At 60.7% G+C, this 22743-nt stretch carries 18 protein-coding genes; 9 read left to right on the top strand and 9 right to left on the bottom strand.

The annotated features are described in order from the left end of the window. The first annotated feature begins 37 nt into the window (after positions 1-37). Positions 38-292 carry a ParB family protein gene (locus tag ACNQOP_RS19485; protein WP_284987865.1) on the top strand — a complete coding sequence of 85 codons (255 nt, stop codon included), beginning with the start codon at positions 38-40 and terminating at the stop codon, positions 290-292. Next, positions 293-658 (top strand): transcriptional regulator, encoded by a 366-nt coding sequence (locus tag ACNQOP_RS19480; protein ID WP_284987866.1) that lies wholly within the window; start codon positions 293-295, stop codon positions 656-658. 457 nt (positions 659-1115) lie between these two features. On the opposite strand, the gene ACNQOP_RS19475 is transcribed toward ACNQOP_RS19480, so the two are convergent. Continuing rightward, a complete protein-coding gene (locus ACNQOP_RS19475; protein WP_284987867.1) occupies positions 1116-1418 on the bottom strand; it encodes a hypothetical protein in 303 nt (100 codons plus the stop codon). Positions 1419-1641: 223 nt separating this feature from the next. Here ACNQOP_RS19475 and ACNQOP_RS19470 point away from each other — a divergent pair, with 223 nt between their 5' ends. From ACNQOP_RS19470 to ACNQOP_RS19460, 3 genes are read left to right on the top strand one after another with little or no spacing between them, the layout of a single operon-like run. Then, entirely contained in the window at positions 1642-2034 is a 393-nt protein-coding gene (locus ACNQOP_RS19470; RefSeq protein ID WP_284987868.1) for a plasmid mobilization protein, read from the top strand. Between the two features lie 2 nt (positions 2035-2036). Continuing rightward, positions 2037-3674: a relaxase/mobilization nuclease domain-containing protein gene (locus ACNQOP_RS19465; RefSeq protein ID WP_284987869.1), complete on the top strand. Its 1638-nt coding sequence runs from the start codon at positions 2037-2039 to the stop codon at positions 3672-3674. Between the two features lie 31 nt (positions 3675-3705). After that, a complete protein-coding gene (locus tag ACNQOP_RS19460; RefSeq protein WP_284987870.1) occupies positions 3706-4929 on the top strand; it encodes a hypothetical protein in 1224 nt (407 codons plus the stop codon). Positions 4930-5945: 1016 nt separating this feature from the next. Here the strand turns inward: ACNQOP_RS19460 and ACNQOP_RS19455 are convergent. Next, a complete protein-coding gene (locus tag ACNQOP_RS19455; RefSeq protein WP_416405484.1) occupies positions 5946-7325 on the bottom strand; it encodes a GmrSD restriction endonuclease domain-containing protein in 1380 nt (459 codons plus the stop codon). Between the two features lie 449 nt (positions 7326-7774). Here ACNQOP_RS19455 and ACNQOP_RS19450 point away from each other — a divergent pair, with 449 nt between their 5' ends. Continuing rightward, entirely contained in the window at positions 7775-11281 is a 3507-nt protein-coding gene (locus ACNQOP_RS19450; RefSeq protein WP_416405483.1) for a hypothetical protein, read from the top strand. A 437-nt stretch (positions 11282-11718) separates the two neighbouring features. On the opposite strand, the gene ACNQOP_RS19445 is transcribed toward ACNQOP_RS19450, so the two are convergent. The 6 genes from ACNQOP_RS19445 to ACNQOP_RS19420 all read right to left on the bottom strand — a co-directional run bounded on the left by ACNQOP_RS19445 (position 11719) and on the right by ACNQOP_RS19420 (position 17530). After that, entirely contained in the window at positions 11719-12855 is a 1137-nt protein-coding gene (locus ACNQOP_RS19445) for a tyrosine-type recombinase/integrase (protein ID WP_284987875.1), read from the bottom strand. A gap of 113 nt (positions 12856-12968) precedes the next feature. Continuing rightward, complete coding sequence (locus tag ACNQOP_RS19440) at positions 12969-13337, bottom strand: type II toxin-antitoxin system death-on-curing family toxin (protein ID WP_284987876.1); 369 nt, start codon at positions 13335-13337, stop codon at positions 12969-12971. After that, a complete protein-coding gene (locus tag ACNQOP_RS19435) occupies positions 13334-13540 on the bottom strand; it encodes a ribbon-helix-helix protein, CopG family (RefSeq protein ID WP_284987877.1) in 207 nt (68 codons plus the stop codon). Before ACNQOP_RS19435 ends, ACNQOP_RS19440 begins: the two co-directional genes overlap by 4 nt. Before the next feature lie 358 nt (positions 13541-13898). Further along, positions 13899-14444 carry an HPP family protein gene (locus ACNQOP_RS19430; RefSeq protein ID WP_284987878.1) on the bottom strand — a complete coding sequence of 182 codons (546 nt, stop codon included), beginning with the start codon at positions 14442-14444 and terminating at the stop codon, positions 13899-13901. A 138-nt stretch (positions 14445-14582) separates the two neighbouring features. After that, positions 14583-15044 (bottom strand): hypothetical protein, encoded by a 462-nt coding sequence (locus ACNQOP_RS19425; RefSeq protein WP_284987879.1) that lies wholly within the window; start codon positions 15042-15044, stop codon positions 14583-14585. Beyond that, on the bottom strand, positions 15041-17530 hold the full coding sequence (locus ACNQOP_RS19420; protein WP_284987880.1) for a molybdopterin oxidoreductase family protein: 2490 nt from the start codon (positions 17528-17530) through the stop codon (positions 15041-15043). The genes ACNQOP_RS19425 and ACNQOP_RS19420 overlap by 4 nt, the downstream gene beginning before the upstream one ends. Before the next feature lie 531 nt (positions 17531-18061). On the opposite strand from ACNQOP_RS19420, the gene ACNQOP_RS19415 reads away from it, so the two are divergent. The 3 genes from ACNQOP_RS19415 to ACNQOP_RS19405 all read left to right on the top strand — a co-directional run bounded on the left by ACNQOP_RS19415 (position 18062) and on the right by ACNQOP_RS19405 (position 20606). Next, positions 18062-19159, top strand: a complete 1098-nt coding sequence (locus ACNQOP_RS19415; RefSeq protein ID WP_284987915.1) for an ATP-binding protein — start codon at positions 18062-18064, stop codon at positions 19157-19159. A 381-nt stretch (positions 19160-19540) separates the two neighbouring features. Then, positions 19541-19837 carry a GAF domain-containing protein gene (locus tag ACNQOP_RS19410; RefSeq protein ID WP_416405482.1) on the top strand — a complete coding sequence of 99 codons (297 nt, stop codon included), beginning with the start codon at positions 19541-19543 and terminating at the stop codon, positions 19835-19837. A 70-nt stretch (positions 19838-19907) separates the two neighbouring features. Continuing rightward, entirely contained in the window at positions 19908-20606 is a 699-nt protein-coding gene (locus ACNQOP_RS19405) for a sensor histidine kinase (RefSeq protein ID WP_284987883.1), read from the top strand. A gap of 247 nt (positions 20607-20853) precedes the next feature. On the opposite strand, the gene ACNQOP_RS19400 is transcribed toward ACNQOP_RS19405, so the two are convergent. Continuing rightward, complete coding sequence (locus ACNQOP_RS19400; RefSeq protein ID WP_284987884.1) at positions 20854-21963, bottom strand: ATP-binding protein; 1110 nt, start codon at positions 21961-21963, stop codon at positions 20854-20856. Between the last annotated feature and the right edge of the window lie 780 nt (positions 21964-22743).

Genomic DNA, 22743 nt, shown 5'->3' with positions numbered 1-22743 from the left:
GCTTCCGGAGAGATGCACGTTAAGGGTGGGCTGAGCCATGAAGTCAGGTGAGAAGAAGGGTCCCTACTTCACTGAAGAGGACCTGAAGCAGATCAGGGCAGCGGTCCAGGCTGTCGGTCCGTTGGAAGGGTACGTGTCCATTTCGGATTTCGTTGAAGCAGCTGCGCGCCGGGAGCTGCGGCGGCTGCAACGCAAGTACAACGAGGGCCGGAAGTGGCCGGGAGTGGAAGCGGGCGAACTCCGTCCTGGGCGGCGGACCCGTGCCGAAACGGCCGCGCGGGAGGACCGGTAAATGATCCGGCCCGAGCCCGACCCTGCCGTGCCTGAGCCGGTGGAACGGGTCCTTATTCAGGACGTCGTGCCGTACGAGATCCCTGATAGTTTCAATGATCTTCAGGGGCCGGCGGATGGGCTGCTGACTTTGCCGCTTCACGTGTACTGGGGACCAGTGACGGTGTGTGATCTGAGTCAGCCAGAGGATGTCATCAAGGCGTACCAGGCGGTGCTGCGCGTGGGAACCCGGAAAGACCAGGCGAACCTTCTCAACGGCGGACTTCTCTGCAGAATCTGGCCCCAGCTGATGCTCCCGGTAAGGTGCCGGAAACTCTGGGAGGGTAGGTTTCCCCACCTCACCGAGGACCCTGGGAAGCAACACTGAGAATTGATGAACACGCAGTCAGGGCCCGTACCAAAAGGTACGGGCCCTGACTGTCTTCCAGCTGTAGTCGCGGGTGTGAGAGGGCGGTGGATCCTTGGAAGAATCTTCCAACACCCTGGTGTGGAACCCCTTGCCGCTTGAGATGCCTCCGGGAGTTCCAGGTTCCTGTTCCCGCCGGCCTGAACCGAACGCAATCCGCCGATGTCGTCAAGGCTGAAAGGAACCCAACCACCAACGACCGGTGCACCGGGTGCGGCGGTCTTGAACCATGGGAAACGTCGCCGCTACTGGCCCACCTGGGAAGGAGGCTGTGCACGACCACCGCTCGCCCTGGTGCGGCATGTCCCAATGGTGACATGGTGGTTGTGTGCAGGCGGTCAGGTGGGTCCTGTCGTCCACATGGGTGCGGGAAAAGCCCGAAGGTTGTAGCTTTTGCCGTGCCCATGTGGACGAGGGGCTACTCGTCTGAAGATGCATGGGCTGTGGCGTTCTCGCGCGCGGGACGTTTACCGCGAGGACGTCCGCCGGCCTTGCGGCCGGGTGTGTCCAGACCGAAGCCGCGAAGGTCGGATTCGGTCCAGTCAGCACGCAGCGCGGCTTGGTAGTCCTTGGCGTACTTTTGCTCGGCTGCAGCTACCAGCTGCTTAGCTTCTTGGAGCTCGACGCTGCTGGCCGCCGCGTTCTTCACGGCGTTGACCTTAGCGTCCCTGGCAGCGTCAATTTTCGCGGCCGCTCTAGCGGTAATGTCGTTGATGTCCATGCGGCCAGTCTAGCCCGCGGCACCGACACACGGACGGACGTTTTGCGAAAGAGACACGGAAGGCGACAAAAACCTAGAAACCAGAGCACGCGGAGCAAGCTATACACTTACACGGGTGTAAGTGGCTTGTCGTCCTCGACACTGGCGGTCGAGTACGGCACACTTGTCAGTGTGGTCCCCGGTTCGGGGTCGCTGCGCTGAGCCTTTGAAGGGAGGGATTGGGATGTCGGAAGAGGAAAACATTCACCGTCCCAATTTGTCCCGCCGTCGTCGCGCCAACACTCCGGCAGGAACGAAGAAGCGCCGTGACGTGTGGGTCACCGTTGAAGAAGAGGCCGCGCTTGTTGCGAGGGCCGAACGGGAGAAAGTGACCGTTCCAAACCTGCTGGTTTCGGCGGCCCTGGCAGAGCGCACCGACTCACCGACTGAGCGCCGTGCCGTCATTGCCGAACTGATGCAGTTGCACAACCTGTTGGCGCGTTCTTCGAACAACATCAACCAGCTTGCACGGCAAGCGAATGCCACGGGCGAGTTTCCTGTTGAGGCCCGGGAAGGGTTGAAGCATCTTCGTTCCGTGGCCATGAGGATTGATCGTGCCATTGAGGGGCTGATGTAAGGATGATTCCGAACATCACACGTGGTTCGCGCATGGGCGGGCTCATGGTTTATCTGGCATCGACCGACTCGGACAAAACCAAGAATGCCCACACCGACCCTCACTTGGTGGCCGGTGACGCAGCGATCATGGCGTGGTACGACGACGGGATACTGGACCGCGATGATGCCCTGGCTATCGCGAAGCATCTGGATCAGCCGCGCAAGGCTTATGGGGTATCGGTTCAGATCAAGGACTTCGCCTGGGACGCGGCCAAGAAGGAACGCGTACACGTTGGATACAAGGACGCCAGTGTCTGGCATTGCTCGCTGAGTCTGCGCGCCGAAGAGGGCGCGCTGACCGACCAGCAGTGGGGCGACATCGCCAATGACTTTGTGGATGCGATGGGCTTCACCGCGGCCAGCGGAAAGGCCCAATGCCGCTGGGCAGCCGTAAACCACGGCACCAGCGAAAACGGTAACCACCACATCCACATCGCCGTCTCACTCGTTCGTGAAGATGGCACCAAGGCATCCACTCACGGGGATTACAAGAAGGCTCAGCAGACCTGCCGTGAACTGGAAGTTAAGTACGGCCTGGAACAACTCTCCAGCGTGTATGCCACCCGTGGTTACGACCGTGCCGAGAAGGCCACGGCCGTGCGGGACGAACGGGAAATGCACCGCTCATCGCTGGCACGAAAAGTCCGCGCCAGCGCCAGCGCATCCGCAACGGAAGGTGAGTTTGTTCGACGGGCCCGTGACACCGGCATGTTGCTTCGTCCTCGCTACGCGAAGAACACCACCGACGTCATTGTTGGCTACTCGGTGGCCGAACGACCCAAGGCCGGGGAGCGTCCCATCTGGTTCGGTGGCGGCACGCTCGCCTCAGACTTGAAGCTTGGGGCTTTGCGTGAAGCGTGGATGGATTCTCCGCACCTTGCCACCGAAGCTGCAGCTGAGTGGAACGCCGCTGCGCGCAACAAGCGCACCGTCTCCAGAACCGGCCCTGAGAAAGCTACCCCCTCACCACAGGTATGGGTGGAGTACACCCGCAACGCAACAGCCCTGGCGGAGCAATTGCGGTCCATTCCGCGTGACGATCACGCCACCTGGGCCAAGGCAGCACGAGAAGTTTCCGGTGCCTTTGCTGCATGGTCACACCGTCTCGAACCCACGCCCGGACCGCTGGCAGCTACGGCTGCGGAACTGTCCCGCAGCGCCCAGCTCCGTGCACCCAGGGAGCACAGCAAGCCGATCGCACTGCCATCCATCGCCGGGACCGCGATGTTGTTCATGGCAGCATCGAGCAAGAACAAAACAGCCGCGCAGACAGCTCTCATGGTGCAACTGATCAACACCGTCTTCGCGGTGTACGAAATGCATCAGCACTCCGGCCGGACCCGGGAAGCCCAGCGCATCCGTTCCGTTGTGGAGAACCAGCTCGCACCGTTCACTGGAACCATGCCCACAGCCGCCACAGCGGAAGCGGGACAGCAGCAAACGACAGAGGCAGCGGTGCCGCCGCGTGCAATTGATATCGCACGCCGAGGCATGGTTCCCATCCGGCCAGGATCCGCGGTGCCGAGCACACCCACCGCCACTCCGGCAAAGACATATCAACCCAGCCGCAGCGACACCGGCCCGGGACTCGACCGATAAGAATCACACCACTAGTGCAAGGGGAACACCAATGAGTGAATCAGACGGAATGGATGACTTGCTGGACGGCGGACTGCGCCAGTCTCTGATGATTGCCTCCCGCATCGCCGAGACCCTCGCCCGTCGACGGCAGGAAGAGCAGCGGCAACAGGAACACCGTGACGTGCAGGCAGCGCACGAAGCAGCCGCACGGTTTGCAGCCGAACGCGGCACCGCCCACGCGGTCCTGTCACAGGTGGACAAGGACCAGTGGTGGGACAACGCCCAACCCTCCGACATCGCCACGGCACATGCCGTCGCCGAGGGATGGAAAGACTACGATCCCACCGCGTTGTCCGCTTCGGAAAAGATCCGGCAGGAAGTCCTCAACCGATACGGCATCGATACCAGTGACGTGGCCGGTGCAGAGCTCGAATCCGGCATCCAAACGGCGGCGTCCGAGCAGGCCCCGGCCGAGCAAGAGCGCGGACAGGACGAAGAGAAAAAAGCCGATGCTGAGCATGAGAAAGCGACGCAACTCATCGCGGCCGCGCGTGCCGAAGAACTCCGTGCACAAGCGGCGAAACTCGCCCCAGAGATGGAGCGCCACCAGGTGCCGGTGGAGTACCTGGCCAACCCCGAACTGACCAAAGCACTCCAGCTTGCCCACAACGCGAAAACACCCAAGGCACGTGAGGTAGCCGACTCCGAAATCAAGGAGCGGATGTTCCTCATCGGCAAGGACGGCGTCAACGGACCCGACATCGATCAGCTCCGTAGAGAAACCACCGCCAACGTCAACGGTGCAGGCGATGAACACTTCAAGGACCCCGCCTTCGTGGACGCCGCTAAAAACCTGCACGAAGCCAGACTGCTGGCTGAGGGCGGGTTCAACGGCGACAAATGGTCCACCCAGGAACAGCGCTACGAACGCGCCGAAAAGGAACTCTTCGACCGCATCGAACGACTCGGCCGGGACATCGAGAACCGCGTCACCGGCACCGGCGACAGCAACCGCCTGAAAGACCAAGCCCACAAAGCAGAGACCGCATCGGCTGCCGGCTACGGCTCATCCGAACACCACCAGAAATTCGCCGAATTCCTCACCAACACCGGCGCCACCGAACCCCAAATCCGGGGCCGCCTCGCAGCGGCCCGCAGCGAAGGAACACACCCCAACGCCGCCGTCACCACTAGCAAGGCAGCGAAAGCACGCAAGACCGGCCGCGGCGCCGCGTCAGGTGCAGAACGAAGCAAGAACGGCCCCAGCCGCTGACCCAACAGACCCATTCCGGCGCAGCAGAATACGGGCCATTTCCATGGCCGCCCGAAAGGATCAGGCAGTCAGCGTCACGCGGCGGAAGCGCTCGGTGATTCCACGCCTACGGAAACGGATGGTCTGCTTTCCAGCGAAACCCCAGCTGAGCCCGACAGAATAAGGGGCGAACCTTCGATCAACCGCTATTTGACCGGAGCTTCGCCCCTTATTCGATCGGTCACGGCAGCCGATGGGTGATACGGTCCAGCGGTGACGGTGACGTCAGTGGCTTAGTCGTCCCTGAAAGCGATAGCAGCGAGTGCCCAAACAAGGACCGCGATAACGAGAAACACCCCGAGGATGGCGCCTCCGCCACCGCTCAAAAAACCGATCAACGCGAAGACGACCATTGCAGCCATGACACCGGTTCGTGGGGATGACTTGCCCGAGCCCTTCGCGGGCGTGGAGGAACGGCTGAACGTCGGGGGAATCTGACGGCATTTACGGCAGTTGGCCGCAGTTCGGGGACTGCGGTGTCGAACGCCGCAGGTGCCGTAGACAGCGGAGGTACCGGTGCGTGATGGACGTCGGTGGGATCCAAAAATAGCCTTCTCGGCCGCGTAACCGGCAGCGCTGACGGGATGAGCCACCTTGCGCGCTGTACTCACGGTACGGCGAACGCTACGCGGAACCGTGGCGCGGTAGACGGCACGCTTGGCAGTTCTAACGGGGTGAACTGCTCTGCGAACCTTACGCGGGACGAGGCGGCGGGTAATGAAGCCCATAGGCGACCCTTTCTGACTACCTGAAATGTATCAAAGCGTTCCATCGAACATGGAGCCCCTGTATGTCGCCCCACATCTTTCGGATGCGGTGGCGGACACCCCTATTGGGCGCCCGCCACCTTGACGTCCCGTTTTCAGACAAGCGCTACTTTCGCTGGGACGTGCCCTGTCGAACGGCAGCGTGAACTGCAGATCGATTTCCGAGGACGATGAACGGCAGTTGAACGCCGTCCCGGGTGCGCGTCGGCGCTACTTGTACCAGACGGCCACGCCGCCGTGGTGCGAGCAGGTGCCGCGGTGGGTCGCTGAGTAGGAAAGCGTCCCGTCGTTGCACAGGGCCGTGGCCCCTCCACCCGGGGCCGGCGCGGGTGCTGCGGGTGCTGCCGGCGCGGGAGCGACGGGTGCTGGCGCCACGGGTGCAGGAACGACGGGTGCTGGCGCGACGGGTGCGGGAACGACAGCTTGCGCCGGCGCGGGATCTGCCGGCGTCGGGACCGCCGCCTGGGCCGGGGCAGGTTCAACGGCTGCTGGTGTTGAGGCAACGGGGGCAGGGGTTGCTGGGGCTTTCTCGTTTGTGGGTGCGGGCTGGTCCTTGCAGTCGCCCAGCACGTTTGCCATGGCGTCGTGTTCGGCCTGGGTGACCCACAGGTTGTAGGTGGCCTTGACGGAGATCTGCCGGGCCACGTAGTCGCAGCGGAAGCTCTTGTTGGGCGGCAACCATGTCGCTGCGTCCCCGTCACCCTTCTGGGTGTTGGTCGGACCGTCGGTGGCCTGCAGGTTCAGCGGGTCGTTTGCGAAGGCGGTGCGCTGTTCGAGTGTCAGCTGCTGGGCGCCTTTTTGCCAGGCATCGCTGAGGGCAACGATGTGGTCGATTTGAACGGCCGTGCTGGTGGTTGATCCGCGAACGAAGCTGATGCTCTTCGCGGTGTACGGGTCGGCGAGGGAACCGGATTGGACCTTGCAGTGGACGCTGTTCGTGAACGTGACCTGTGTTAGGTCGCGTTTGAGGGCGTCGTTACGGGTATCGCATCCGTTCCGGTCCACATCAGCCCATGCCTGGCCGAACTGGTCGCGGTCGTAGCCGGTCTTCGGTGCCCTGCCTTTGATGGGAAGGGTTGCCAGCAGGTCCAGTGCTTTGGTCGCGTAAGCGGGCTGTGAACGGGGTGCCGTGTAAGTGGCTGTCTTCGCGAGCTCGGTTGTGGTCTCAGGGTCCAGTGGCGCGCCCGTGTCCGATGGAGTTGGAGTGGGCGTGGCTGTGGGGCTCGCGCTGGTTGCGACGAGTTTCTGCGCTTCCGCAGCGGTTTGTGAGGCTTCGAGTGGTTCTTTCGGTTTCGGTGGCGTGATGGCTGCGCCGACGAACATGAGAACGAGAGCGGCTGCGAGAAGGAAGGCACCGGCCTTGCGGCCGCCGCGTAGCATCGCCCAGGAACGGCGGCCGGTGGCTACGACATACAGTCCTGTCGCCAGGCCAAAGAGCGCCAGCACAATCAAGCCGCCGCCGAAGCCGGATGAGAACGCCCCACTGACGGCGAAGACCAGGGCAAGGATGCCCACGATGATGGTGGACTTGGGCAGCCGCAATGAACCTGTTCCGGGCGGTATGTGGTTGGACAAAAGAAGGATCCCCATTTCGATATCGGATAGCGTCCATCGCTGCCCGCGCTGGATGCTGTGTCCGCATCCAATGGGGATCCTAGTATTTGAATTACAAGTTTGTTATTTGCGGCGCGACTATGACACGCCTGATCGCAGACCGAAAGTCACACGGGACTTCGGGTGATGCACCTCCAATCCCGAAACAGAGCGCTCAAACGTGTTCTGCAGCACTCGGCAGGATGTCCTGGTCTGAAGCTGCCGAGCCTTAGGAGATAGTTCCGCCGTGGCCGCCTGCGCACGGAAGTGGGACGCGCTGTCGGTGAAACTGTTCTCATGGCGCGCCAGCCGGGGCTGTGAGTTTGCTATTAACTTCAGATTTTGGGCCACTCTAATCCCTCATCATCATGGTGTGGCTTACGAGTGCCTGCGCGGTTGCCATTAGATTTGGCTCTCGAGGTACAGGCCTATTCCGGAGATGAGAGATGTTCGACGACCGCCGACAACGCGTGTTTGACTTCCTAAAGGATCGAAGCCCGACATTGGCGGGTATGTACCGAACGGCGGTGGACGTTCTGGCCGCGCCACCGGCGGACGCAGGCGAGAACGCCCGGATCTCTGTCATCTGCCACTGCATGCGCGAGTTGATGAATGGTCTACCTTCAGTTTTATCGGAGGATTTGATCCCCCGGCCCAATCCTTCATCGCAAGCTCTCCTGCAGAAGCTTCCCTTGTTGTTGTCGCAGGAATCTGGAATCAATTTGGAATTAGACCAAGACTTGGTGCCGGTACCAAAGGCGCTTGCCCACGCACTGTCTGATGTCATCAGTACCGTCGCGAGGGAGCAGAGCAGAAATCGACAGAATGCTGCGGCTCTATTGACCGGCTCTCCGTCTGCAAGCCACCCAATCATTGAGCAGTGGGCCAGGGCTCATGAGTTTTTTCTTAGATGGACTCATCTCGACAGAAATGGCGGCCGGAGCGCGGCCCTTCCGCCGGACCAGGAGCTGGTAGGCCATCTTGTAGTCGTGGAGGACGTTATTGAGGTTCGGGCGGGCTTGTTCTTTGAAAACCTCCATGCCTTGGAAGATCTTCTCGGGGAAATTAATGAAGTGATTGACGGGCGGGGTGTGCTATCGGAGTTCCGGCAGCCAACCCCTGCCCAACTAAAAGAAGTTCTACGTCGAATCCCTACGTTTTCTCTGCGGCGAGCTTTCTTCGAGGGGCTCAATAACCCTCACTGGGTTGTGCCCCTGGCGAACGAGGGTATGTTCACCGACCCACCAGAGCAAGAAATAACAGGTGAGGGACTCGTCCGCGACCGCTATTGGCCGGAGATTGATTACCTGACACGGGTGGCGCCTGCTGTTCCATCTGATGTTGTAGATGTCTTGCTAAAGCTCAGTGGAAGCACTAACGCCTGGGTGTACGCGTCAGCATTTAGGATTGGGGCTTCCATCCGAGCTTCTGAAGCGGCGAGGCTTAAGCCTCTGATCATGGGGTGGAAGGACGCAGGAATTGGCTTGCGTTCGAATCCCCATGAAATGGTGGGCTTTGCGGCCAACCTGCTCAAAGGCGGTCAACGCAAGGCAGGGATCGCAGTAGCCAACCTCTTATTCCGCCCCCGAAGAGCTGAGGGGAGTCATAGACCGGAGGTTGCCCTTGATGAGTACTGGTACGAGGAGTGCCTGCCCACCATCTTCGAAGCTCTCGGCGACGATGCGCTCAAAATCGCAGTACCGTGGCTTGAGGAATACGAACATGCCGCAGGCCGGCTAACTGAAGACTTCGAGATGACGCACATCTCACGGCCGTCGATTCGTAGAAGCACGGATCGGTTGTCCTCCGTGGAACATGCGCTCGTTGACCAAATTCGCGACGCTGCAGTCACGGCCATGGATACAGACCCAAACGCAACGAAATTGATGCTGTCCAAGTCACCTATGCTCCTAACCCGCAGAATAACGCTGTACGCTGTCACGGAGGCACTAAAAATTGCTGCTGAGTCCGATAACGGCGTTGATCCAAACCATCTGGATACAGCGAGGGAGTTCCTCGCCGCCGACGAATTCAGGGACGACACCTGTCGAATCGAATTCGGTGAGTTAGCGCGGGAAGCGGCCAAGCATTCTCCTTCTGCACTTGCACCTCTTGTGGCCTTCATTGAGACGGGGCCGCAAATGAAATTTGAGGAAATACGCGCCCGGATAGCGGGTTTCTACACAGGCGAATCGCCCGAGCAAATTGAGGGTCGCATACAGGATCTCATCGCGACCTGGAAGCATCGTTGGCTCTCTGCAATTGGCCGTGATGCTCTCCCCATAGAGCTGTTGCCTCTACTGGTAGAACTTGATGATCAATGGGGCGCTATCGAATCCCCGCTAGCGGAGGCGGACAGCGCAACAGTTTGGAGTGGGCCCAACAGTCCCCTCTCACAAGACGAGATGTCAGTTATGGATGCGGAAGAGCTGGTGGCTCATTTGGCAACTTGGCATGCGTCCAATGCATCGGGTCCCGCACCCTCTCACGAGGGCCAGGGCAGTGAGCTGTCGGCGCTACTCACGATGGCCCCACGTTTACTAGATGGTGTTGGTGGATTGGCCGAGAGACTCCGGCCCACCTACGTTCGGGCGATTCTCCGAGGATGGGAAGCAGCCCTAAAAGCAGGCCTACAACTCGATTGGGTGTCAGTCGCCAACCTGATCGAGCAGGTGCTCACTCACGAAGACGCGTCCAAGTTTCCACAAGAAGGCAACGATTTTGATGACGATAGTGACTTCCGAGGCGCTAAGAAGTCTGCTGTGCGGCTTCTCGAGGAGCTCGTTAAGAAGAAGGAGGCGCCAGCCGTCCCAGAAGCTGCGCTTCAAAAGTTCGCTTCACTCCTGATGAGTGAAGCGGAGGATGCGACAGCTTGGGCTGAATACGAATCGTATGAGGGCGAGACGGACGCGCTAACGTTGTCCCTTAACTTCCGATGGCCGATTAGGGTTCACGGTCTGCTGAATCTGATAGCGCATGGCGAAGACGTTCCGTGGTTTCGAGGCGCCTTGACTGCTTTCGAGAAAACCCTTGCGGTGCACGATGTCCACGGCGCCTCGCGGGCTATTTTAGGTGAAGGGCTTGGACGTTTGCTCTTGGCAGCACCCGACTGGATCCAAACGAGATCTTCAGACTTGTTCGGAACCGCTGATGGACTGACACGCAACCAGCAAATCGCCTTAACAACAGCACTATCAGTCCATGGATATCACCAAAAGCTATACACCCTCCTAGAGCATTCCATGATCGGAGCCATACGAACACAAGTACCTCTGGCCGCTGGGTGGAAGTCGGGAACGGACCCTTTGCAGCGAGTGGGGGAGTGGGTCATCTCTGCCGTGATCCTCGGGCACCAAACCCTGGAAAATCCGGTAGCTGAAGCCTTTTTCACCCGCGTGACGCCCAAGTTGCGAGGACAGGCATTGGGGCGCATCGCTTGGTCGATGACAGACGTTGATTCTCTAGACGAAAGAATCAGGGATCGCCTGGCCGCAATTTGGGATTCACGGGTGGAACACGTCCGGGCCAATCCGGAAGACAGCTTGGAACTGAATGAGTTTCACTGGTTCGTTCGGAGCAACCAGTACGAGGCAATGTGGTGGCTACCTCGACTGAAGGAAGCCTTGGAATTGAGTCCGGAACTGGCAAAGGAACGCTTCATGATTAGTAAACAGATCGCGAGTTCAGCGAAACTTGATCCCCGTGGAGCCTTCGAGACAACAAAATTGCTCCTGGCCAAGAAGTCTCAAGCAGGTCTCCCAGTCTGGGATCTGTCACGCAACGCTGTCCCAATGGTCATTGCAAAGGCACGCCAGCTCGGAGACCCCGATCTTGAGCGCCAAGCAGTCCTGTTGATGAACGCGTTGGGCGAGGACGGCTACGCGGAACTTGAGAATGAAGTCATCAAGGTCATGACGGGTGAAATCACCCAAGATGACTTGGATGATCTGTAGAGGGACCGATTTCGGCGATGTTTGGATTTCCCAGACAAGTTACTGTCCGAACGGATCGACTTGATGTGTTGGTACGCCGACACGGAAGTCGTCAAAGGGAGAAGCAGAACGGCTCAATGCAGTCCGCGCTCATGAGAACGTTGTGGACTTTGTGGACTTCCTGGACTTCGTGGAGGAGCCCAAACCCAAATGGAAAGCTTCGCTCGACTGACGGAAAGCGTGGAAAACGACCTAATTTCAATGTCGGACCCGCGCAGTATGCTTCGCTTAGTTACCGCCACCAGCAAACGAGCGGGACCGTTTGTTATGCGGAGGTTGCGCTGCCGACGGGGGAGCGAGGCCCAAGGTTCGTTGGGAGGACTGTTCACGTGAGGGAGTGTCCATCTGTACGAGGGACTTCGCAGGGACGTTTTTGCCTAGCCATTTCACCCGGACCTTCAACTGTCATTGCGAAAGATGATTCCTTGAATTGAGCGCTCGGTGGCGTCTGCGCCGTCCTGAAGGGCTTGTGGCATGAGGTGCCCGTAGACCTGTTCGGTTGTTCGCACGGAGGCATGGCCAAGCCGGCGCGAGATTGAGAACAGGGGCATTGCTCCGTCTTGGATGAGCCAGGAGGCGTGGGTGTGTCGCAGGTCGTGGATTCGTGGTGACTTGGTTAGTCCGTTGCTCTGGGCGGTTTGGACGGCTGGGACCCAGTGATGTTGCCAGAACGGTTTGTGGGCGATGCGTGTGCTTTGGGTGGCGGTGAAAAGTAGATCATTGTCAGCCCTGCCGAGCATCAGGGGGTGAAGTAGGTTTGCGAGGGTCTTGTTGATCCCAATCGTGCGTTTGCCCGCCCCGGTCTTGGTGGGGCCTATGTAATAGCTTGACTGGGCATCGCGTCTCCATGCCTTGTTGATTCTCGCTGTCTGCACACGGGAGGCCAGATCGATATCGGCGACTTGGATGGCGGTTGCTTCGCCAAATCTGGTGCCTGTCATGACGAGGAACTGCACAAAAGTTTTGTAGCGCTCGTCCATGCCGTCGAGGAGCAATCGGAATTCTGCTGGGGTGAGGAAATTTGCCTCGTCTTCTGCGCGTTCAAGGGTGGGCAGCTGTATGCCGCGGCATGGGTTGCGGGGTATGTACTGGAGTAGTTCGGCGGTTTTCATGGCCGCTGATAACAGCCCGTGCATGTTGTGGACACTCTTTGGGGCGACGCCCTCTGCTGTGAGGCTCTTGATCCACTGCATAATGTCGCGGTAGCCAAAATCGTGGATTGCTATGGGGCCTATGGCGTTGCGGATGTGCAGATCGAGTATCCGCTGGTAAGTTGCAACCGTCCCGGGGGAGGGTCGAACCAGGAGATCGATGTGTTCCTGGACAACCTCTGCAACAGTAGGGGTTCCGGGCCGGGCCTTAAGTAACTCTGGGTCCGGAGGCCGGCCGTACTTTTGGAGATGCTCAGTCAGACGGTTGGCCTCAATCTCGGTCCGCACGGTCAGGCGGCGTTGGCGCCGCGTCCCGAGTTCACGCCAACGCACCGAGTATGCGATCGACCAATCCCAGCGGATGCGTGTGCTGATGCTGACCACGAGGACAGGCTACGCCCGGCTGTTCAGGCTTCCAAGGCTTCCGCAACCGAAGGAACGTCTTCACACCACTTGGTGTGGCGCTGGCCGATCCCGCGTGGCGAATCGAGGCAAGATCAGCGTGGCACCAGATGCCGGGAAATCTCGGCGGCAGACTCCCGCAGTTCGATGGTGCCTGCGGCGACACCAACGACAAGTTCGAAGCCCTTGTCTGTGGTGAAGTCGTGCCTGTAGCCGTTGACCCACAGCAGCAGCACCATGAGCGTCCACGCAGTCCGTTTGTTTCCGTCGATAAGTGGATGGAACCTGGCGACGGATTCAAGCAGCGCAGCGGCCTTCAAGGCAAGATCTGGATAAGCTTCCGCGCCCATGACGGTTGTGGCCGGCCTGGCCAGCGCCGAGGCCAGCAGGCCGACGTCGCGGATGTGGAAGCCGTACCTGTCAACGACTTGAAGGGCGTCTTCTATGTCCAGGTATGCTGTCACGCATCCTCAAGCCGGGTCAGCAGTTCAGCGTCGTGGCTCATGACGAAATCAAGGCCTTCGCTGATTTCACGTCGGCGGGTATGGCGCTGCAGGACCAGCTCTGCGCCTTGGAGCAGGAGCGCGGACTTGGAGGTGTGTTCCTCGGCGGCCAACCTTTCCAGCTTGCGGTCAAGCTCTTCAGGGACGCGCAGATTCATTGCCATGGCCCAATGGTACCAAAACGGTACCTCCTGGGAATGCCGTTGGGATTATCGCGTCAAGCGCGAGACGGCGGAAACCCGGCGCCACGCTTCCCAGGCCCGGTCACCCCTTTGCTTCAAGAGGAGCCGGCGGTGGGTGGAGGAGGCGTGATCGTGCATCAGATGCAACAATCACTACTTTACTTTACATAAGGTTCGTTATCGGCAGGCGCACGTGGAGCAAGGGCACCCACCTGCCGGCCGAGTTGAATTCTCATTGTCGTGAGCTTGCCCTAAGAGCGAACCCTTGAGGGTGGCACACAAAAGAGTGCCAAGGGGACTGGAACGCAGCCTTGTAGATGCGGCATCGAAGGTGTCCGGGCTATTCCTGCCCTGGGATGGGCGCCGGTTTCGTTCCCAGGAGTGTGTTCAGGCCCCAGCCGAGGATGGTGATGAAGATGATTGCTGCGGCCATGGAGACCAGCTGTGCGGGGTTCGTCAGTATGCCGAGGCTGACGATAAGGGTTGTTGCGCCAGCCGGTGGATGGGGCTTGCGGACCCACGTCAATACCAGGGTGGTCAAGGCCACCGAGAGGGCCCCGGCCAGGAGGTGTGGTGGGGTCAGGCCAGCGGCGGGAACCGATGGGTCGTCCTGCAACCCGAAGCCGTAGAGGCACGCGGTGCCGGCCAGAAGCCCGACTCCGTGCCCTATGAGTGCGTTGGATGGCCGGGAGGAATCCTCCTGCGGGGATTCGAAGAACAACATTACCGTTGGACCCAGGCTGGGGAACAGCCACGGGCTATGCAAAGCCAGCCCGACGGCGCCGCTGGCTGAGAGAACAACCAGTGACAGTATCGCTGCGTACAGGGCTGGACCTGGACGCCCGCCCGATTCTGTCAGCCGGGCGTGGATCGATTGCTTCGACATAAGGTCTCCTGCCGATCGTCAGAGTCCTGTTGGGTGCAGGCAAGGAACCGACCGTGTCCGGTATAGTTCCGGGGATGTAAGCCTCCATGGCCGCTAGCGATTGATGACCTGCACGAGGGTCCACGGCGATCAAGGACTTTATTTTGCTGCGATGAGGGCTTGCGGGGCTGCTTGTTTCATCCGTGTTTGCAGCCATTTGAGCTGGGTACTGGTTTGGCCGTCGCAGTCGTTGACGATACCGAGAAGTTCTTTGTCCCTTAGCCCTTGGGCTGCTTGCTTGATCATTGTCCAGGTGATATCGACCAGACTTGCGAGGAGGTAGAGGTCCTGCAGGTCCCGTAGGAGACCTACCGGGCCTGACCGGGAGTTCTGTAGACCGTCAGCGTGGAGCCTTTCGGGCTCGTCCTCATCGTCGACTTCCCCGTACCGTTCGATGATGGGTTGAAGCGCTTGTTGGTGTTGATCGCATTGGTCCGCGAGGGCCTGGCAGAGGAATTGAACGTCGGGTTCATGCCCGTGCCCTTCAGAGACCTGACGGAATGATTGGGCGAGGGTGCCTTCGGCTTTGTACAGCAGGCCGAGATAGACCGGGAGTTTCATGGCTGTTCCTCCTTAGTGGCTACTGCGGGCGCCGCGGCAGGGGCGATCCTTTCGGTGGATTGTGCTGCCGGTCCGCCGGCTGTGGGGAGCAGGTGTCTGCGTGCCTTTCCGCGTGTGGCGGGGCGGGAGGCTGTCGTGGTGGGTGCCGGTGACGGGCCGGTACCTTCGGCGATTTTCGTGACCCGGACTGCTGCGTTCTTCAGAACGGGTTGTTTGGAGACCGGGTCCCATTCGGTGAGGGTGAGTTCGTTCGCTGCCCGGGGACTGGTGCCTTGTGCACCGTCTTGGTCCCAGTACCCGTAGTGGAAGGGGGCGAAAATGGTGCCGTCGCGGATATCGCTGACCCGTACCGGTGCGGTGATGTGTCCTCGCCGGGATTCCACGCGCACGATGTTGCCTTCGGTCACCCCGTAGCTTTCGGCGTCCTTCACTGACATTTCGACCCATGCATCTCGTGCTGCGTGGTTGAGTTGGGGGGACCTGCCGGTCTTGGTGCGGGTGTGGAAGTGATAGACGGTGCGCCCGGTCGTGTATAAGAGGGGGAATTCCTCATCCGGTGTTTCATGGGCGGGATGGTAGGGGGCGGTTTTGAAAATGGCCCGTCCTGCCGGGTTCATTGCTTTGTAGGCTTCGGGGCCTACCGTTGCCCCGGTGAGCAGGTCGTGGCCGTAGGTTTCGCAATACTCGGGGTCTGTGGGGAACACGCCGTCATGGTAGAGGCGCACCGTACCGTCGGGGTGGTTCTCGTTGCATGGCCAGGGCACGCCGCTGCCGCCGCGGAGCTTGTCGTAGGTGAGGCCCGTGTAATCACAGGGTCGCCCGCGGGTGCATTCCTTCCACGCGTTGAATGCGTCCTCGGGTTGGTTCCAGTCCAGCAGGGGTGATCCGTCGAGTTGTTGGAAGCCCATCCGCGCGGAGTAGTCCAGGAAGGTGCGAAGGTCGCTGCGGGCTTCCCCGGGCGGTTCAACGGCCTTTTCAGACAGGTGGACGGTGCGGTTCACGTTGGTGAACGTGCCGGTTTTCTCTCCCCACGCCGCGGCGGGCAGGACGACGTCGGCGAACTGGGCCGTCTCTGTCAGGTACAGGTCCTGCACTACCAGGAACAGGGAGTCACTGGCCAGAATGTCGCGGATTCGGGGTAGTTGTGGCATCGACACGGCGGGGTTCGTGGCAGAGATCCAGAGGAATTCGATGGATCCCTGTTCGACGTATCGGAAGATCTGCATCGCATGGGTGGGCGGGGCCCAATGCGGGATGATCGCCGGGTCCACGTTCCACAGCTCCGCGAGTTCCTGGACGTGGTCAGGGTTTTCCCAGTTCCGGAAGCCGGACAAATCGCCGTCGGCACCGCATTCTCGGTTGTTCTGGGCTGTCGGTTGCCCGTTCATCTGCAGGATGCCGCATCCTGGTTTGCCGATCATGCCGCGGAGCAGGTGCAGGTTGTTGACTGCGCATGATGCCGCCGTCGCCTGGGACGACTGATAAAACCCTTGCAACACCGTTGAGAGAACCCGCTCCGAGGTTCCGAAGATTTCCGCGGCGCGACGCACATCCTCAGCTTCCACGCCGCAGGTGTCCGCCACCGCTTCCGGGGTCCACGGCTCGACCGTGGACCTCAGCTCATCAACATTCATCGTGTGGCGGTCAATGTAGTCCTGATCAATCCAGCCATTGACGAACAACTCGCGGACCAGGCCGTGCATCAGGGCCAGATTGGTCCCGGGCCGGACCGGCAAATGTACTTCTGCGTGCCGGGCAACCTCGGTCTCCCGCGGGTCAACGCACACGATCCTGGGCCGGTCCGGACCGGCGATCCGGTCCAGCACCCGCGACCAAAGAACCGTTTGGGTTTCGGCCATGTTGTGCCCGAACAAGAACATCGCATCGCACTCGTCAATATCCACGTAGCTGCCGGGCTGGCCATCGGAGCCAAACGACTCCTTCATCGCCGCTGCCGCCGTCGCCGTACACAGACGCGTGTTCCCGTCCATGTGCGGAGTGCCGATACCGGCCTTTCCCACGATCGCCTGGGCGTAATACTCCTCAAGGAACAACTGTCCACTGGTGTAAAACCCGTGCGACAACGGGCCCTTCGTGTCCAGAAGGCTCCGGCTTCGTGAGACGATGCGTTCCATGGCCGTGTCCCAGTCGGTCTCGACCAGTTCGCCGTTCTCCCGCACCAGAGGACGGGTCAGCCGGTCCTTGTTCTGCACTCCCTGCCAGCTCGCGAAAAGCCCTTTGGGTCCTAGCCGGCCGTGATTGACGATGTCCGCGGCGCGGCCGCGGACCCCGACCATCACCCCGTCCCTGACGCCGATGTCGATGCCGCACCCGTTGCTACACAGCACACACGCGGACTGGACCCATACCTGCACATCCGATTCCGCGACTCCCTGGGCCAGAACCTGGTCTACCCGCACCGGCCACCGCTCACCCCGGCCGAACGGCGTTCGGGTTCCCCAAATCTGGGCTATACGATCAACCATGACCATCCTCCATCGCACAAGGGCCCAAGCCACAGCGTTCCGGCTGCAAGGAGTGAGCCAACCCCGGGTGAGTGGTTGCCGCGGGCTACCACCACTGATGTCAAACTAGACCTACCCACACGGCTCCGTCCATAACGTCACCAGAGGCAAATTCCGTTCCGCGACAGTGGCTCGGGGAAACTGGCTAATGAGGTGGTGCGAGCGTTTTGTCGGAAGTCACCGACGTGCCTGGGTCTCCGCTACCGAGACAGACCAGTCCTTTGCGGTCGCGGCCGTACTGGCGTCACCCTCGGCAACCTCCGCGGCACTTGGCTCGCCACGTACATCGGTGAAGGCAGGGTCATGAGGGCAGCCCTTGAGGACAGCTGTCGGCGGTAGGTCCAGGCTCCGCGAAGTTGTCTCCTCAAGGTGCGGAAACGACGAAGGTCCCTGAGCATGAACCATCTGATGCCGAGCGAGGCTGCCGACAACGGCTTTGGAGGAGTTAGACTCACAAGGACTCACAAGACTCACAAGGACTCACAGATGGCGATGATGAACCCGTTCCGCCCAACAGCCGGCGCCACTCCCCCTGAACTCATCGGACGTCAAGGAACGCTCGATGAATTTGAATATGGATTGCAGATTGGATCCGGGGCACCCGGGCTGTTGACCATCATCACCGGGGCGCGGGGCATCGGCAAGACTGCCTTGCTCAGCGTGGCCCAAGACAAGGCAACACAACAAGGGTGGGTTGTGGTTGCTGAAACCGCGACCTCCGGGTTCGTTGGCCGGATCGGCGAGACCATGCGGCTGCACTTGGACGAACTCGGATCCGGCCCGTCGGGGCGAAAGATCACGGCCCTTGGCGTGGCAGGTTTTACCCTCACCACCCAGTTGCCGCCGGAGCGTCAGGTTGATTGGAGGCGGCTGGGAAACCAACTGCTCAACCTTCTCGCGGAGAAAAAGACCGGGCTGCTGTTCACCGTTGACGAGATTCATTCCGCCGATCGCACAGAGCTGTCCCAGCTCGCTGCCGACGTCCAGCATTTCATCCGCGAGGGGCTTCCGATAGGACTGATCTTCGCCGGGCTGCCGGCCGCGGTCTCGGACTTGCTCAACGAGGGAGTGGCAACTTTCTTGCGCCGGGCTGAGCGCATCGACCTGCACGCCGCCACGATCACCGAAGTTGAACGCTCTTATGCCAGCACCTTCCATGACGCCGGCATCAGGGTCCCCGATGACCTGGTCCGGTACGCGGCGAAGGCGACCGGAGGGTACCCTTTCCTGATCCAGCTCATCGGCTACCAACTCTGGCGACAAGCCGAAATCAACAACAGGGCACTTGAAAAGACGAACGTCAGCCAAGCCATCGACGCCGCTACCCGCCGCCACGAGGCGACAGTCATCGAAGCAGCGCTCTCCACCGCATCAGACAAAGACAAAGACTTCCTCCGCGCCATGGCTGAAGACGAGGGCCCCGTCATCGCCGGCGACATAGGAAAACGACTCAACGCCAAGAGCAACGTCGTCGCCAACTACCGCGCCCGTCTCATCGCAGCGGGACTCATCGAAGCCCCCGCTTACGGCAAAGTCGACTTCGCCATCCCCGGCTTGCGCGAGTACCTGCGCAAAACAAGCATTCAGTAGCCAGCCCGCCACCCAAGCCCAAAGCACGGTCTAGCGGACGCCTATCTGCTCCGCCGCGGCATGCTTGTAGTCGGCAATTGGAGGCGTGTGGAAGGGGCTGCAGGACGCGACGGCTTTGTGACGAGGAGGTGTGTCCTTCTTCTGACAGGATGGCTGGATGAAGGAAGCCCAGATACCAGTAGTTAGCGCTGTGTGCATGACGGATAACAATTCCTCGCTGCGGATGAGGCGGTCGTGACAGCGGGTGAGCTTGCTAGGGATCGGGTGCTGGCCCAGAGGGGTTTGCCGGTTGCCGTACCGGGACGTGAGGTAACTGTTCCGGTGCCCTCGGAGCGGCTGCAGAATCTGGTGGAGTTAGCCCGTACAGTGTGCGGTCAGCCGGTGACCGCGATTAACATCATCACGGAAGACCTGCAGTACCAGGTGGCCAGCGCCGGGTTGGAACCTTATCTGTATAGCCGCGAGGATTCGATGTGCGCCGTTGGTTTCTTGGACGGGACCTCCACTGTGGTGGAGGATGCGTCGCTCGATCCCCGGTATAGCACTAATCCGTTTGTCGATGGACGCCGCGGTGCGTTCAGGTTCTACGCGCCCGTGCCGCTGGTCAGCCACGATGGGTTTGTCCTCGGTACCCTCTGCGCAGGAGCAAGAGAAACCGGCACGCTCAGCGACCGGTAACGCCAGGGTCTGGAGATCCTTGCAGCAGAAGTTGTTGAGGCCCTCGCGTTGGAGCACCGGGCGAAAGAACTTGCCAGCGCTGACCGAGGCGCAGCGGAGCAACACCCTGCTTGCCGAGTTCGCCGGCCGTATCAGCCACGACCTGCGCAACCCCCTAACCTCCATCCTCGGTTACGTTGAACTCAGCCAGACGGCAGCCCTGGAAACTCCTGATGTGGCGATAACCCGGTACCTGGATGTAGTGACCGGTTCCGGGCAGAGGATGCTAGACATGGTCGAAGACGTCCTCGCCTACGCCACCATCGGCGGAGATGTCCGGCCCGGCCGGCTCTCCCTCTGCGCCCTGGTTGACGACGTCGTCAAAGACCTTGACGCGAGCCTTGAGGCAAGCAGAGCTTCGGTGGACTGCGACGAACTAAGCTTCAACGCCGATCCCGTCCAAATGAGAGTGCTGCTCCAGAACCTGATACATAACGCGGTAGCGTATGCCCGGCCCGGCGTCCCCCCGGCCATCCGCGTCACAGGTGAACGGTCTGACGAGGGTGTAGTCCTGCGAGTGATTGACAACGGGAAAGGAATCCGTGAGCCGGATCGGAAGCGCGTTCTGGATCCCCTGGTCCGCCTGCACCGGAAAGGCGACCCGCCAGGAACCGGGCTAGGCTTGGCGACCTGTGCACGGGTGGTGGCCGCCGCCGGTGGCCGGCCGGAGATCGGTTCTGCGACCGGGCACGGGACGGGAATTACCATCTGCCTCGGCAGCGGCAGCTGACCCCGAACTCCTTCTGCCTCGCTGGCCCTTGCGTCAGTTAGCGAGGTCACTCCTAGCGAACTTCAAAAACGGGATGTAGCGTTTGGATAAGGAACTCCGGCCTACCGCTCTTGGCCGGAGTTCCGATGCCCGGACAAAGCAGTAAAACTCGTAGGCTGACGGAACGTCCGTTATGCGGCTCAGCGTCACGTCCCGGGGGAGTCGGGTGTGGGCAGTCCCGCATCGCCGAAAGAGGTTTACTGTGGCGTTAGGTGTCGGGGTTCTTGCGAAGGTACTCTCGGAGGCCGGGAATGGCGTAGTCAACTCTGCCGTGTCCGGTTGATTCAATGAGCCCTGCGTCGAGGAGGCGGTTCCTGTATTTCGCAACGAGGGTTGGTCGGGATCCTGTGCGCTCTATGATGTTGGCCGCCGTTGAAGGGCCGTCATCGATGGACATGGCATGGAGGAACTCCCGGTCCTTGGCCGAGGCGGCCGCCAAGGCTGCTTCAATGACGACGCGTTCGTTGCGTCGGATGCCGGCAGTTATGGCTCTGTCGACCGCATCGGCTGAGAGCTGTCCATTGTTCTTCTCGGCTTCTCGCCAGAGGAAGTAGCCGATGAGTTGGATCAGGAAGGGGTATCCGCCTGTGGCTGCTGCTGCCGCACGGACCAGTCCAGGTGCGATGTTGATGTCTGCAGCGGCGAACGTGTCGGTGTAGGACTTCTCGACGTCGAGGATGGCCGCGGCGTGCAGGTCGATTTTGTCGGCCCTGCGAAGGAATGTCGCAACACCTTCGTTGAGTAGGTCCGATACTGCTGAGGGCAGTCCCGCGAAGATCAACGCGATGGGCAGCCGGTCCTGGATGAAGTGTTGTACGTTGGCGGCCAGTTGGGCGAGCTCGGCGCGGTCTGCGGCGTGGATCTCATCAACCGTGATCAGCAGACCCGTTCCGCGTTCATCAAGGAGGGTGAGAAGGGCTTCTCCCAGTTCTCGCCAGTCGACCTGGCGTTCGGGCGTCAGCTGGGAGGTGACGCTGAAACCTGCGATTGACACCCCGGTGATCCGACGGCGGGATTCAGGGTTGTCGGCCAGTTCCTGGGTCAGCCGGCGCATCTTTTCCCCGATGCGACCCATGAACGTGCCGGTGGCAGTCTCAGCAATGACAGCCCACCCGTGTTCGCGTGCGACGTCGTGGGCCGCCCCCAGCATGACCGTCTTCCCGATACCCCGGGCGCCAGTGAAGATGGACAGCAAACCCGGCGCACCCGAACCTAGCTCCAGGCCATATTCGAACTCGTCAAGAAGCCCGGAACGGCCGATGACTTCCGGAGGGGTGGCCCCGGCGGTGGGCCTGAAGGGGTTCTCGGGCGTGGGCACTTAGCTCTCTCCAGGATCAGGTGAATCTAGGTGAATTTGGTGAATTCAGGCAAAGGGGTGAATTTGGTGAATACCCACATGCTAGCGCACCTACCGCCCCTGAACGGAACTAACAACGCGTTGGCTTGAGGGTTTGAAGCGGCAATCCGCCGAGAGTTTATCCGGTCATGTCCTGGCCGTCCTGCTCGTGCCGACGGGCTGCCCCTGACGAGGCGGCGCGGTCTGGTTGATGACGGGGGAATTGGCCTTTGCCGCACCAAAATCGCGGGCTCTTTTGTGCGGACATTTCCGTCAACACGACATAACATCGGTTATCGGTGCGCGCCCCGAAATGGACTGGGGGAGGAACCCGTCATCGAAACAGGAACCATCCTCAGCTACGCGACTGAATACATTGCGGCTACGGGAGCGGCGTTCATCCTGTTCTTGCCTGTCATCGTGTTGCTCGTCGTCCTGCTCATCGCCGGCGATGTACTGCGACTGTTGCTGCTGCCCTTCATCGCCCTATTCAACAACCTCCGACGGCGGCAGGAACCCAATCTGGATCCGTCCTGGCTCTGGACCGGCAACGCTAACCACCCCCGCTATTACCGGTTCCGCCCACACGCCACAGGTCCGCCTTCAGAACGGTATGCGACATCGGGACGCCTCCTCGGATGTGAGGCGTCGCTGCGGGGTTCTGGCGCCGACAGCCGCGGGCCGCCGGCTTGGCAGCCCGCGGCGTCAGATTCGGGTTTTAGTCGTCGGGGTGTTGGGTGAGCCAGCTGGGAAGCTGATCGT

The sequence above is a fragment of the Arthrobacter sp. LFS091 genome (assembly GCF_047977885.1).
GTDB lineage: Bacteria > Actinomycetota > Actinomycetes > Actinomycetales > Micrococcaceae > Arthrobacter.
This window is presented reverse-complemented; position numbering and strand designations above follow the sequence as displayed.

Excerpts from the sequence above, each read along its gene's own strand:
- ACNQOP_RS19450 (WP_416405483.1), top strand. The coding sequence starts at position 7,775 with ATGTTCGACGACCGCCGACAACGCGTGTTTGACTTCCTAAAGGATCGA.
- ACNQOP_RS19435 (WP_284987877.1), bottom strand. The coding sequence starts at position 13,540 with ATGGCAATGAATCTGCGCGTCCCTGAAGAGCTTGACCGCAAGCTGGAA.
- ACNQOP_RS19480 (WP_284987866.1), top strand. The coding sequence starts at position 293 with ATGATCCGGCCCGAGCCCGACCCTGCCGTGCCTGAGCCGGTGGAACGG.
- ACNQOP_RS19415 (WP_284987915.1), top strand. The coding sequence starts at position 18,062 with ATGATGAACCCGTTCCGCCCAACAGCCGGCGCCACTCCCCCTGAACTC.
- ACNQOP_RS19465 (WP_284987869.1), top strand. The coding sequence starts at position 2,037 with ATGATTCCGAACATCACACGTGGTTCGCGCATGGGCGGGCTCATGGTT.
- ACNQOP_RS19455 (WP_416405484.1), bottom strand. The coding sequence starts at position 7,325 with ATGGGGATCCTTCTTTTGTCCAACCACATACCGCCCGGAACAGGTTCA.
- ACNQOP_RS19420 (WP_284987880.1), bottom strand. The coding sequence starts at position 17,530 with ATGGTTGATCGTATAGCCCAGATTTGGGGAACCCGAACGCCGTTCGGC.
- ACNQOP_RS19460 (WP_284987870.1), top strand. The coding sequence starts at position 3,706 with ATGAGTGAATCAGACGGAATGGATGACTTGCTGGACGGCGGACTGCGC.
- ACNQOP_RS19470 (WP_284987868.1), top strand. The coding sequence starts at position 1,642 with ATGTCGGAAGAGGAAAACATTCACCGTCCCAATTTGTCCCGCCGTCGT.
- ACNQOP_RS19430 (WP_284987878.1), bottom strand. The coding sequence starts at position 14,444 with ATGTCGAAGCAATCGATCCACGCCCGGCTGACAGAATCGGGCGGGCGT.
- ACNQOP_RS19425 (WP_284987879.1), bottom strand. The coding sequence starts at position 15,044 with ATGAAACTCCCGGTCTATCTCGGCCTGCTGTACAAAGCCGAAGGCACC.
- ACNQOP_RS19485 (WP_284987865.1), top strand. The coding sequence starts at position 38 with ATGAAGTCAGGTGAGAAGAAGGGTCCCTACTTCACTGAAGAGGACCTG.
- ACNQOP_RS19475 (WP_284987867.1), bottom strand. The coding sequence starts at position 1,418 with ATGGACATCAACGACATTACCGCTAGAGCGGCCGCGAAAATTGACGCT.